The organism is Mesorhizobium sp. M4B.F.Ca.ET.203.01.1.1 (genome assembly GCF_004791025.1).
In the GTDB taxonomy this organism is placed as follows: Bacteria; Pseudomonadota; Alphaproteobacteria; order Rhizobiales; family Rhizobiaceae; genus Mesorhizobium; species Mesorhizobium abyssinicae.
On the sequence record NZ_SRUO01000001.1, the window covers coordinates 21,723 to 34,310 of the forward strand.

General features: G+C 63.6%; 10 protein-coding genes and 1 pseudogene. 1 reads left to right on the forward strand and 10 read right to left on the reverse strand.

From position 1 onward, the window contains the following. Window positions 1-280: 280 nt before the first annotated feature. The 10 genes from EN846_RS00120 to msuE all read right to left on the reverse strand — a co-directional run bounded on the left by EN846_RS00120 (window position 281) and on the right by msuE (window position 11,018). Window positions 281-1,711 (reverse strand): FAD/NAD(P)-binding protein, encoded by a 1,431-nt coding sequence (locus EN846_RS00120; RefSeq protein ID WP_091600474.1) that lies wholly within the window; start codon window positions 1,709-1,711, stop codon window positions 281-283. Then, window positions 1,708-2,868, reverse strand: coding sequence for an FMNH2-dependent alkanesulfonate monooxygenase (gene ssuD / locus EN846_RS00125; RefSeq protein ID WP_135913810.1), 1,161 nt, complete (start codon window positions 2,866-2,868; stop codon window positions 1,708-1,710). The genes EN846_RS00120 and ssuD overlap by 4 nt, the downstream gene beginning before the upstream one ends. A 32-nt stretch (window positions 2,869-2,900) precedes the next feature. Next, on the reverse strand, window positions 2,901-4,148 hold the full coding sequence (locus tag EN846_RS00130; RefSeq protein ID WP_095517101.1) for an SfnB family sulfur acquisition oxidoreductase: 1,248 nt from the start codon (window positions 4,146-4,148) through the stop codon (window positions 2,901-2,903). Further along, window positions 4,145-4,936, reverse strand: a complete 792-nt coding sequence (locus EN846_RS00135) for an ABC transporter ATP-binding protein (protein ID WP_091600476.1) — start codon at window positions 4,934-4,936, stop codon at window positions 4,145-4,147. Before EN846_RS00135 ends, EN846_RS00130 begins: the two co-directional genes overlap by 4 nt. 66 nt (window positions 4,937-5,002) lie before the next feature. Then, window positions 5,003-6,334 carry an ABC transporter substrate-binding protein gene (locus EN846_RS00140; RefSeq protein ID WP_127240525.1) on the reverse strand — a complete coding sequence of 444 codons (1,332 nt, stop codon included), beginning with the start codon at window positions 6,332-6,334 and terminating at the stop codon, window positions 5,003-5,005. Window positions 6,335-6,387: 53 nt separating this feature from the next. Then, the gene (locus EN846_RS00145; RefSeq protein WP_135913811.1) at window positions 6,388-7,437 is read right to left on the reverse strand and encodes a branched-chain amino acid ABC transporter permease; all 1,050 of its coding nucleotides are present in this window, start codon (window positions 7,435-7,437) and stop codon (window positions 6,388-6,390) included. A gap of 3 nt (window positions 7,438-7,440) precedes the next feature. Then, on the reverse strand, window positions 7,441-8,337 hold the full coding sequence (locus EN846_RS00150; protein ID WP_029356685.1) for a branched-chain amino acid ABC transporter permease: 897 nt from the start codon (window positions 8,335-8,337) through the stop codon (window positions 7,441-7,443). Further along, window positions 8,334-9,239 carry an ABC transporter ATP-binding protein gene (locus tag EN846_RS00155; protein WP_135913812.1) on the reverse strand — a complete coding sequence of 302 codons (906 nt, stop codon included), beginning with the start codon at window positions 9,237-9,239 and terminating at the stop codon, window positions 8,334-8,336. The genes EN846_RS00150 and EN846_RS00155 overlap by 4 nt, the downstream gene beginning before the upstream one ends. Before the next feature lie 56 nt (window positions 9,240-9,295). Further along, a complete protein-coding gene (sfnG, locus tag EN846_RS00160) occupies window positions 9,296-10,396 on the reverse strand; it encodes a dimethylsulfone monooxygenase SfnG (protein ID WP_091600500.1) in 1,101 nt (366 codons plus the stop codon). 25 nt (window positions 10,397-10,421) lie between these two features. Continuing rightward, window positions 10,422-11,018 carry an FMN reductase gene (gene msuE, locus EN846_RS00165; protein ID WP_051695613.1) on the reverse strand — a complete coding sequence of 199 codons (597 nt, stop codon included), beginning with the start codon at window positions 11,016-11,018 and terminating at the stop codon, window positions 10,422-10,424. Window positions 11,019-11,364: 346 nt separating this feature from the next. On the opposite strand from msuE, the pseudogene EN846_RS00170 reads away from it, so the two are divergent. Further along, window positions 11,365-12,562: pseudogene (locus EN846_RS00170) on the forward strand (IS256 family transposase). Window positions 12,563-12,588: the final 26 nt, after the last annotated feature.

Here is a 12,588-nt window from a genome sequence, read left to right on the forward strand (position 1 = left end):
CCTCTCTGCCGCCACAAGGCGAGCAGCCTCGCTGTAGGCGTCTTCCCGCCCAGTGCTTTCTCGACCCGCCGCGGTGGGCTGATCGTCTCGGATCGTCATCAAAGCGGTGGACGCCGGTGCGAAGTCTGGGCATGGAGATCGGCACCTCCGAGGTCGAGCGGATCTGCTAAAAGCGCCAGGAGCGGCACGCGACCAGTGGCCTATTTACGACACGATGGGCTTCCACCTTCGCAATACGCTCGGTGAGTGTCATCTGGATAGCCTCATCGTGTTTGCAGCTTCACGACGCCTTACGACGCAACGCCGTTTGGTATCCAAGCCATTGGTGGATTTCAGCGGCTATACGCTCGGCATGCGCGGTGACTTCGGGAATTCCCATCAATTCGCCAACGCTGCCGCGCGCCAGCGGCCCGCTGACGAAAATGCTGTCGGTCGGTCGGCCGGAAGTGCTGACCGCACGGCCTTGGCTGTCGGTCGCCAGGCCAAGGCCAATCGGGTCTAGCCGGACCAGTCCCATTCGCCCGAGATCGGCAATTGCTGTGTTGGTCCGGAAAATATCGGCATGCGCCGGCCCGGTCGTGACGACCACCCTGTCGAACGTCTCGGTTGTCTGAGTGGGTTGGCGCCTTGGCCGCAGCGTGACCCGAATGCGCCCGTCGACCTGCTCGGCGCCGACGATCGATGCGGCGCGATAGGCGAGCATGCCTTCGGCAACGCGGCGATCGAGCACGTCCGCGACCTGTGGCGCGATGCGGAAGCGATGCACATCCCACAGCGTGCGCAAATGGCGCACGAGGCGGCGTTGCTCGTCGAGCGGCAGGGCCTGCCAGATGATTTGTCCCTGACGTCGGACGGCATCGAGGACCGGGTGCCAGTCTTCGCCCCGACGCTTGGCATCTAGGATCGTGGCCCGGATGCGTCTGAGCATCACTGTTGCGCTGCGTGAAGGCAGACTGATGAAATCACCAATCGGGTCGCCCGGGAGCACCGCGTGGCTGCGCGAACGATAACCATGACGTGACAGCGCGACGATGCGGCTACGATGCCCATTGCGGTCCAGCGTGGCAATGATATCCGCCGACGTCAATCCAGTGCCGACTACGAGCACTTGGTCGTCGCGGCCGATCGCTTGCAGCCCTCCGAGATCATAGGGATTGGCCACCAGCCGGGCAGCAGCAGCCACAGACCGCAGGGCCGATGGCAAGGCCGGTGGCGGATGCGTCGCCGCAATCACTAGGGCGTCGGCTGCGAGCGTCCTTCCATCAGCGAGAATCAGGATGTAGCCCTGGCCACTAAGCTCGACTGACGCGACGGCGGACCTGACATGACGGATCACTTTGCCGAACAGAAAGGGTTGTAGATAAGATTCCACGTAGCGCCCGAAAACGCGTCGTTGTGGGTAGAGTGCTCCATTTGCGGCAATAGCCTCGGCATCGTCGAGAATCGCGCCGGTCTGCTCCAGCCAATCGGCAAAGTGGCTGTCCTGGCCGGAGATCAGCGTCATTCTCGACGCCGGCACATTGATGCGGTGTGAAGGATCGGCCGTCGAGTAGGCCAGACCATAGCCGAGCCCCTCTCTGGGCTCGACGACCACGATATCGGCAGCACCGGCGGGCAGCAGCCGCGCAAGATGAAACGCGGTCGCCGCACCGGAAAAGCCGCCACCGATGATGGCTACGACCGGTCCCCTGCCCAAGTCTCTGGCGCTCAAGACTGACTCGCGCGCAGTGCCGAAGGCCGATGGTCGCCGGCCACCGTTTCGCCGAACGGTCCCATGTTCACTGCCGTCGGGCGCGTCGAGATTTCATGATCGAGCGGCAACAACGGCAACACCAGTTCCTCCTCCAGATGCGGATAGCCGGACAGGATAAAGCTATCGATGCCAATGCGCCGGTATTCGTCGATCCGTTCCGCAACTGTCGCCGCATCGCCGACCAGGGCGGTGCCGGCGCCGCCGCGCACCAGGCCAACGCCAGCCCACAGGTTCGGACTGATTTCGAGCTTGTCGCGGCGGCCGCCATGAAGCCGGCTCATGCGCGACTGGCCGACGGAATCCATGCGCGCGAAAACCTTCTGCGCCTCGGTTATCGTGTTGTCGTCCAGGCGGCTGATCAGGCGGTCGGCATCGGCCCAGGCCTCATGATTGGTCTCGCGGACGATGACATGCAGCCGGATGCCGAAGGTCACCTGGCGCCCGGCTTTCTCGGCAAGACCGCGCACATGGGCAATCTTTGCCGCGACGTCCGCCGGCGGTTCGCCCCAGGTCAAATATTTGTCGATCTGTTCGGCGGCGACCGCGTTAGCGGCATCGGACGAGCCGCCGAAATAGAGCGGCGGATGTGGCGTCTGCACGGGCGGAAACAGTAGGCGACCGTCCTCGATACGGAAGTGCTTGCCTGCGAACGCTACGGTCTCGCCGCGAAGCACCGCCTTGTAGATGTCGAGGAATTCCCGCGTCACCTCATAGCGCTCGTCATGGCTGAGGAAGATGCCGTCGCCCTTGTTCTCGACCGGATCCCCGCCGGTGACGACGTTGATGAGCAGGCGTCCGCCGGAAATGCGGTCGAGCGTCGAGGTCATGCGCGCGGCTAGCGTCGGCGATTGCAGGCCCGGCCGGACGGCGACAAGGAAGCGAAGCCGCTGCGTCAGCGGTGCCAGCGCCGACGCCACGACCCAGCTATCTTCGCAACTGCGTCCTGTCGGCAGCAGCGCGCCATAGTAGCCGATGGCATCGGCGGCTTTCGCGACTTGGGTGAGATAGGGCAAGTCGACCGCCCTGCCCCCCTCTGAGGTGCCGAGATAGCGGCTGTCGCCATGAGTCGGCAGAAACCACAGGACCTTGATCCTGTCGGGAGTGGCAATGCTCATGAATGGTCCTCTGTGATTTGGAGGCGCTTCGCTCAGCTCCAGGCATGGAGCGGCGGATTTACGTCGTTGAGGTAGTAGTTGCCGAGGATCGCGTATTTCCAGCGCACCGGATCGTGCAGCGTGTGGGTGCGGGCGTTGCGCCAGTGCCGGTCGAGATTGTGCTCGGCCAGCGTCGAGCGTGTGCCGGCGAGCTCGAACAGCTTGTTCGTGGCAATGATGGCGATCTCTGTCGTGAGGATCTTGGATTCGGCAACCGCGATCTGCGCTTCCGCGACGGTCTTCTCGTTCGGGTCGGCCACGGCGCGATCGACCGCAAGCCCGGCCCTTTCCAGAACCGCCTCTGCCGCGTTGGCCCGCAGGCGAAGGTCGCCAATCGCCTGGATCGTATAAGGATCCTGCCAGGCATGATCGACGCCGCTGTCGATCCAGGCGCGCGACTTGGTGCGCACGAAGCCGACAGTCTCGTCGATCGCCGCCTTGGCGATGCCGAGATCGACCGCGGCCTGGATGATCTGGAAGATGGCGCCGTCGGCCGTCGGCCTGTCATAGCCCTTGTAGCCGGGGACAAGATGCGTTTTGGGCACCTTGACATTGTCGAGCAGGACCGTGCCGGACAAAGTCGTCTTCTGTCCGAAGCTCGACCAGTCGTCGATCACCGTCAGTCCGGGCGCGCCGCGATCGGCGATGGCATACCAGGCGCGCCCCTCGTCATCGAGCGCCACGATCGGAACCAGATGGGCAAGCAGAGCACCGCTCGAATAGAATTTCTGGCCGTTGACCACGACATGGTCGCCGGCGTCGACGAACTTTGTCTCGAAGTCGGCCGCGCGCTTGGAGCCGAACTCGGAGAACGCGTTGCCGAAGCGCGTGCCGGACAGCACCTCAGCGAAAAGCAGCTTCTTCTGCGCCTCGTCGGAGACGGTGCGGATAGCGGCGACGACGCCAAGATGGTTCTGCGGAATCTGGCCGAGCGACGGATCGGCCGCCGAGATGATGGTGATCACCTTCGACAGGGTCACATAGGAGAGCTCCGGCCCGCCATAGGCTTTCGGCACGTTGATCGACCACAGGCCGCTCTGCGAAAACGCATCGAGCTCTTCCTTCGGCCAGATGCGTTCACGATCCCGCTTGGAGGCATCCCTGGCGAATTCGGCGGCGAGTTTTTCGGCGACAGCGATTGCCTCGGCATCGGCCTTGATCACATGCGCCTTGGCAGAGGGTCGTTCGACCGGCGGGACGGCACTGCGGCTATCCGACGCCTGCCTGGATTGGATGGTCATGCTGCTGTCTCCTTGGGAAAATGTTGCGGTGGAAGCGGCGCGCCGCCGAGGTAGTAGGTTTTGATATCGGTGCGCTGGCGCAAGTCGGCAGCCGATCCTTCCAGCACGCTGACGCCGTTCTCGAGCACGGTGGCGCGGTCGGCGTATTTCAGCGCGACCGCCGAATTCTGTTCGGCAACGAGGATCGAAAGGCCTTCGTCGCGGTTGAGCCGTTTCAGGGCGCTGAAGATCTCGTCGACGATCAGCGGTGCCAGCCCCATCGACGGCTCGTCCAGAACAAAGAGTTTCGGCCGCGACATCAGACCCCGGCCGATAGCCGTCATCTGCTGCTCGCCCCCGGAAGTGAGGCCGGACCGGGTTCGCCGCTTCTCGGCGAGCCTTGGGAAAAGTGAATAGACACGATCGAGGTCCGCCTTGACGCCCGTGCGAGAGGACGAGCGTCCGAGCGCGCCGGTGAAGAGGTTCTCTTCGACCGTCAGCGAGCGGAAGCAATGCCGGCCCTCGAGGACTTGGACAAGGCCGCTGCGGACTAGGTGCGAGGGGCTTGCCCTTGAAACATCCTCGCCACCGAAGGTGATCCGACCGGCGGTAATGGCGCCGCGCTCAGCCGGAAGGAGATTGGATACGGCGCGCAGCAGTGTCGTCTTGCCGGCACCGTTGGAGCCGAGCAGCGCGACGATCTCGCCCCTGCCAACCAACAAGTCGACGCCGTGTAGGGCGGCGATGGCGCCGTTGTAGACAGCCTCCACGCTGCTAACTGACAGTATCGGGTATTCCGGGATGGACATCGATGACTCCGCTCGGGAAGGTGGATGGCGCGGCCGGCCAGATTTGTCGGCCGCACCATACCAAATTCAGTTGCTGACCACCGCGTCGGCGTCCTCGGCCGTGCGGATCTTGATGCCCTTTTCCTTGGCATACGCCTCGGACGACTTCTCGATGATCGGACGCAGCAGCTTCCAGTCGGGAGCGATCCAGTCGGAGACGACATTCCACTTCTTGCCGTCCCATTGCTGGAAGGTCACGTAGCCGTCACCCTCGTGATTGTCCCAGGAGACGTTGATCGAGTGGAACAGGTCCTTGGCGCCGAGTGCCTCGACGCGCGCCGGATCGAGCTTGAGATGCTCGAAGCCCCAACGCACTTCGTCGCCGGTCAGCGTGCGGTTGCCGAACTTGGCCTGTGCGATGCGGACCGCCTCGACATTGAGGATGCCATTGACGATGCCGAGATTGTGGTAGACCGAGCCGATGCGGCTTTTGTCCTCGAGATTGCCTTTGCCGTCGCCGTAGACCGTTTTGACGATCTCCTGGACCACCGGATACCGCTCACCCGAGGCCTGGGTGGTGATGGCCGTATAGCCCTTGGCGGCATCGCCGGCGGGGATGACATCCTCTTCGGAATTCGACCAGACATTGCCTATGATGTGATCGGCCGGGAAGCCTGTCTTCTGCGCGGTCTTCAAGGCGACGGGGTTCATCACGCCCCAGCCGCGCAGCACGACATAGTCAGGATGCTCGCGCCGGATGGTCAGCCACTGCGCCTGCTGCTCGTTGCCGGGATGCGGCACCTCGATCTGCGACAGCTCGAAGCCGTATTTCTGCGACAGCAGCTCATAGATCGGGATCGTCTCCTTCCCATAGGGCGAGCCGTGATAGAGCACGACGATGTTCTTGCCCTTGAGCTTGTCGAGGCCTCCTTCCTTGGACGCGATGTAGTTCACGATGCCGGAGGTCTCGCTGTAAGGATTGAGCAGCAGCGGGAAGACGTAAGGGAACACCCGCCCGTCGGTCGTGTCTGTGCGGCCGTGGTTGATGGTGATCAGCGGCACCTTGTCGTCGGTGATGCGATCGATCATGGCATAGGCGATGCCGACCGAGAGTGGATTCCAGGCAGCGATGCCGGGATTGCTCTTCAACCGTTCATACACCTCGACGCCCTTCTCGACCTCATATTGCGTCTCGCCTTCGCTCCAGGCCAGCTTGACGCCATTGACGCCGCCGTCGCGGATGTTGATCAGGTTGAGATAGTCGATGAAGCCACCGAAAAAGCCGGTTCCGCCGGCCGCATACGGACCGACACGGTAGCTCTGCAGGGGAAAGTATTGTTCTTCGGCGTGAACCGCCGTCGCGCCGAGCACGAAGGCCGTGGCGATCGCCGCTTTTCTTAGGTGACTGAAGAAGGTCATTGCTTACGTCTCCTGATGGGTTGGTCCGAGCGGAGGAGGAAGTTGAGCGGCAATCAGCTGGACCTTGAGCCGATCCGTCGTTTGAGGCGGTCGAAGAGGGCCGACAGCCCGCTCGGTTCCGCGATGAGGAAGATGATGATAAGGGCGCCGAGCACGATGCGCTGGCTCATGTCGAGAACGCCCGAATCGAACAGGCCGCCGAACAGGAAGGCGCCGAGCCGGGACAGAAAGAGCGGGAGGACAACGATGAACGCCGCACCCAAAAACGCGCCACGGATCGAGGCCAGCCCGCCGATGATGATGATGAACAGGATCTGGAATGAGCGGTCGAGATTGAAGCCTGCCGGCTCGACGGTGCGCAGATAGGTGAAGGCCCACAGCACGCCGGCGATACCGATGATGAACGACGAGATGGCGAACGCCAGAAGCTTGGTTCGCAGCACCGGCACACCGATGACGCGTGCGGCGGTTTCGTTGTCCCGCACGGCGATGAAGTTGCGACCGGTCGCGCTGTTGACCAAGCGCCAGACGAGGGCCGTCAGCACCATGACCGTGGTGACCGAAAGCAAATAGCGGCCGGTCGCGCTGTCGAGCGAAAGACCGGCGACGGCCAGGTGCGGCGCCGAGATCACCCCGGACGGGTTGTCGTTGGAGAACCAGCCGAACTTGGTCAGCGCCCATTGCCCGAAGAACTGGGCGGCGAGCGTCGAGACGGCGAGGTAGAAGCCGCGCAGCCTGAGACTGGGCAGGCCGAACACGACGCCGAAGCCGGCGGCGGAAATTCCGGCCAGGATCATGGTCACCGCCAGCGGCAGGCCTTCGACCCTGAGGTTGAAATTGTAGGCGCCGAACGCGCCCACCGCCATGAAGGCGGAAGAGCCAAGCGAGAGCTGGCCGCAATAGCCGGTCAGCAAATTGAGGCCGACCGCCGCCAGGCTGAGCGCCAGGAATGGCAGCAGGATCGCCTCGACCAGATAGCCCGAAGCATAGGCAGGGACCACGCCGTAGGCGACGACGAACAGGGCGGTCGCCAACGCCAGCTTCTGAACGAGTTTCGCCCAGTCGACTGGAAGCCTTGCGGCGTCGAGAGCTTGCACGGCCATGGTTCAGACCCTTTCGACGGTTTTCTGGCCAAACAGGCCGGAGGGGCGCACCAAAAGCACAACCAGCGCCAGCGCATAGGCGAACCAGCCCTCGATGCCGCCGCCGACGAACGGGCCGAGATAGACCTCGGCCAGCTTCTCGCTGGCGCCGATGATGAGGCCGCCAACGATGGCGCCGAGGATGGAATCGAAGCCGCCAAGCACCAGCACCGGCAGCGCCTTCAGCACGATCAGCGACAGCGAGAACTGGACGCCGAGACGCGCGCCCCACAACAGTCCGGCGACCAGCGCGACGAAGCCGGCCGCCGTCCACACGGTGCCCCAGATGCGAGGCAGCCGCAGCCCGACGGCGAGGGCCGCGAACTGATCGTCGGCGACGGCGCGAAACGCAAGGCCGATCCGCGTCCAATAGAAGAAGGCGCTGAGGCCTGCGACCATGGCGGCGGCGATCGCCGCCGCCAGCAGGTCGAAGGATGAGATCAGTATGCCGCCGACCTCGAAGGGGGTGTCGTCGATGCCGAGGTCGAGCCCGTGCACCTGCGTGCCCCAGATAAGCTGGGCGGCACCTTCGATGATGTAGGAGAGCCCCAGCGTCGCCATGAACAGCGTCATCGGCGAGCGGTTGACCAGCGGCCTGAGCACGGTCCGCTCGATGGTGAAGCCGAGCGCGACCATGACCGCGAAGGTGATGAGCAGCGAAAGCGCGAAGGGGATGCCGCGTTCGACGAGGCTGACAAAGGTGAGCGCTGCGAACAGCACCATCGACCCCTGCGCGAAGTTCAGCACGCCCGACGTCTTGTAGATCAGCACGAAACCTATGGCGACAAGCGAATACATGACGCCAGAGAGCAGGCCGCCGACCAGCACTTCGATGACGAAGAGGAAATCATAGTAGCTCATCGGATGTCCTCGCCATTCTCGCCCTCGGCGGTGCCGATATAGGCCCGGATCACTGCCGGATCGGCCCTGACCTCGGCCGGCGTCCCGTCTGCGATCTTGCGGCCGTAGTCGAGCACGGCGACGCGGTCGGAGAGGCCCATGACGACGCCGATGTCGTGCTCGATCAGGATGATGGTGACGCCGTGCCGGTCGCGCGCGGCGCGCACGAAGCCGGCCATCTCGGCCTTCTCGGTCGCCGTCAAGCCGGCCATCGGCTCGTCGAGCAGCAGCAGCTTCGGCTCGGCGACCAGCGCGCGCGCCAGCTCGACCCGCTTCTGCAGGCCGTAAGGCAAGGTGGCGACGAGGCGGTCGGCGACGCTTTCGAGATGCAGGAAGGCGACTATCTGATCGGTCTTTTCGGCGATTCCCGCATCTTCGCTCCGGGCGCGTGGCAGACCTGCAATATGTTCGACGAAACTGGCGCGCCTGGTGTGGACGCGGCCGCACGCGATGTTGTTGCGCACGGACAGACCGCCGAATAGCGCCAGGTTCTGGAAGGTTCGCGCAACGCCGAGCCGTGCTAGACGGCTCGCCGGCACCCGGGAGAAGGACTGCCCGCCGATCGCAATCCTGCCGCGGTCGGCGTGATAGAGGCCGCTGATGATGTTGATCAGTGAGGACTTGCCGGCGCCGTTGGGGCCGATCACCGCGCGGATCTCGCCGACTTCCACTTCGAGATCAACATCGCTCAGCGCCTTGACCCCGCCAAAGGAAATGCCGATCCCGCTCAGCGCGAGAACCACATCCGGCCGTGACGACAGGCGTGCCAGACGCCTGTCGCCGACGGGGTTAGCCACCGCGAGGATGGCGGAAATTTCGGACGCGCGCTCGTATGCGGCCGCTCCCAGCGAAGCACCAATCATGAAACATTCCTGCTTTTGAAGGCGTGTCGGCTGCGGCCCCGTGGGCCGCGCCCGTCCTATTCCGCGGCGACAAGCTCCCTGTCGCGAGCTGCTTCCAGTTCGCGCACCAGAGGAATGACGCGCTTGCCGAAGAACTCGACCTCTTCCTGGAAATGCAGGAAGCCGAGCAGGATCAGGTCGGCACCGGCGTCCTTCAGTTTCAGGATGCGTTCGGCGATCTGTTCCGGCGTGCCGATGAGATTGCTGCGGAAGCCGTCATTGTACTGAACGAGATCCTCGAGGGACGACTTCGCCCAATTGCCTTCGCCTTCCGGCGAGGCCTTGCCGGCATTCTTGACCTGATCGGCAAAGCCCTGCACCGCCTCCGGATTCGCCTTGGCGATGATCTCGTCGAGCACGGCGCGCGCTTCCTGCTCGCTCTCGCGGGCGATGGCGAAAGCGTTGACGCCGATCCTAACCTTGTGGCCGTTGGCTTTCGCCTTGGTGCGGATGTCGTCGACCTGCTTCCGGATCTCCTCCGGGGTATTGCCGTTGGTGAAATACCAATCGGAGACACGAGACGCCATGTCGCGAGCGGCTCGCGACGAGCCGCCCTGGAATATCTCGGGCAAGGGCTCGATCGGCTTCGGCTTCATGGAATAGTTGGTGAAGCGGTAGAAATCGCCCTTCAGCGTGAAGCTGTCTTCCGTCCAGATGCCGCGCAACGCTCGGATAAATTCCTCCGACCGGCGATAGCGCTCGTCATGATCGAGCCAGAGTTCGCCAATCGCGGCGAACTCGCCTCGGAACCAGCCGCTGACGACATTGACGGAGACGCGGCCATTGGTCAGGTGGTTGATGGTAGCGATCTGCTTGGCCGCCAGCGCAGGGTTCCACGGACCGGGCAGGATCGCTGCGATGACCTTCAGCGTTGTGGTCGCGGCAAGCAAGGCATGGCTGAACGAGACTGATTCGTGCTGGTTGTCGGCCCCATAGCCGGCTGTGAAACGGATCTGGCTCAGCGCATAGTCGAACCCGTTGGCCTCGGCAATCTGGGCGAGCTTGCGGTTGTAGTCGATATCCCAACCCGTCCGCTGCTCGATGTTGGAGATGACCAGGCCGCCGGAGACGTTCGGGACCCAGTAGGCGAATTTGATGGCGTCGGAATGCGAACTCATGTCGTCGTTTCCCCTGTTGATTGGCTCAGCCGACGCGGGTGGCGACGGCGGCATTTGCGTGACTTGAGTTGAGCAAGGAGACCGCGTCGGTAGCGGCCCTTGCAATACGCTCGATGATGGCTGCGCCGACGATTTCGCCATCGACGAAATCGTCGGGCGTGCCGTAGACGCCCGTAGGGACGGTGACAGCGCCAAAAAAGCCGAACAATGGCCGGAGCTGATGTTCGAGCACCAGGCCATGGTATGGGCTCCCGCCGGTCGCCGCGAGAAGCACGGTCTTGCCCGTCAACGCGCGATAGTCGACCAGGTCGAACAGGTGCTTGAGAGCGCCAGTGTAGGAAGCCCTATAGACAGGCGTTCCGACCACGAGCAAATCGGCCTTCTCGACACGCTGGATAATCGCTTCTCCAGATGCGCCAAGTGCGCCGCGGGATAGTCCGGCGAAAAGCGACGGTGCTGCCTCCGTGATCTCAATCAGACCGGTGTCGGCAAGCAGGCGCAACGCGACCGCCTTGACCAGCGCATTGACGACCGCCGTGGTGCGGGACGGGTTGCTTACACCGCCGGATATTCCAAGAACCGATAATCGTGCCAAGTCATCTATCTCCCACACATGCGCCATAGGCCACCACCGAAACCAAACGATATTCTACGAAATCTGTAGACATAAGGTACTTTGTTCTGATGTTTTCACGTCAATGGGAAAAACGGCGCTGCTAGGAGCGGCACGCCCACCGCATTCGATCTCAAATGGGATTAACTTGGCAGGGGCCGTAGGCGTCACCCGCGAGTTCGACTTTGGTGAAAACAGGGGTCGTGTCCCACCGCGTGGTGTAGGTCGGCGATAGCGAAGCCGCTCGCGAGCGCGCCCTCAACAGCGCTGTAGCGAGCGAGCGGCGCAGCGGCGGTCATCGATGTTCTTCGGTAGGGTTGGGTTGCTGACACAACCTGATTCGAAGGAACCACCGATGACCAACGACATGATGAACCTGCGCACGCTCGTAGAGAAGACCCCCGATGCCGATATCCTGCGCGAGATGATCGGCTTTGCCGCCGAGCGGCTGATGGAGCTGGAGGTGGGCGCCGCCACCGGCGCGGCCCATGGCGAGAAGAACCCGCTGCGGCTTGTCCAGCGCAACGGCTACCGCGACAGAGACTGGGAGACGCGGCGGCACCGTCGAGCTGCGCATCCCCAAGCTCAGGAAGGGCTCTTACTTCCCGAGCTTCCTTGAGCCGCGGCGCATGGCCGAGAAGGCGCTGATCGCCGTCATCCAGGAGGCCTACGTCCAGGGTATCTCGACGCGCTCGGTCGACGACCTGGTCAAGGCGATGGGCATGAGCGGCGTCTCCAAGAGCCAGGTCAGCCGGCTGTGCGAGGAGATCGACGGCAAGGTGAAGGCCTTCCTCGACAGGCCCATCGAGGGCGACTGGCCCTATCTGTGGATCGATGCCACCTACCTGAAGGTGCGCCGCGGCGGACGCATCGTCTCGGTCGCCGTCATCATCGCCGTCGGTGTAAACGCAGACGGCCGGCGCGAAGTGCTGGGCATGGAGGTCGGCACGTCTGAGGCCGAGCCGATCTGGACGGAGTTTTTGCGCAAGCTGACCCGCCGCGGCCTGCGCGGCGTCAAGCTCGTCGTTTCCGATGCCCATGAAGGCATCAAGGCGGCCGTCACCAAGGTGCTGTGCGCGACATGGCAGCGCTGCCGGGTCCATTTCATGAGGAACGTGCTGGCGCATGCCGGCAAGAGCGGCCGCCGCGTCGCCTCGGCCTTCATCGCCACCGCCTTCGCCCAGGAGACGGCCGAGGCCGCCAGCACCCAATGGCGCGCCGTTGCCGACCAGATCCGGCCGAAGGTGCCCAAGCTCGCCACCATCATGGACGATGCCGAGCCCGACGTGCTTGCCTACATGACCTTCCCCAAGGAGCACCGTGCCAAGCTGCATAGCACCAACCCGATCGAGCGCCTCAACGGCGAGATCAAGCGCAGGACCGAGGTCGTCGGCATCTTCCCCAATGACGATGCCATAGTCCGTCTCGTCGGCGCCCTCCTGCTCGAACAGAATGATGAATGGGCCGTGCAGCGGGCGCGCTACATGACCCTTGAGACCATCAGCCAGATGAGCGATGATCCGCTCATCAGCCTGCCGGCAGTGGCGCGCTGATCAGTCCGGCCCTTGCCGGAGAGCAC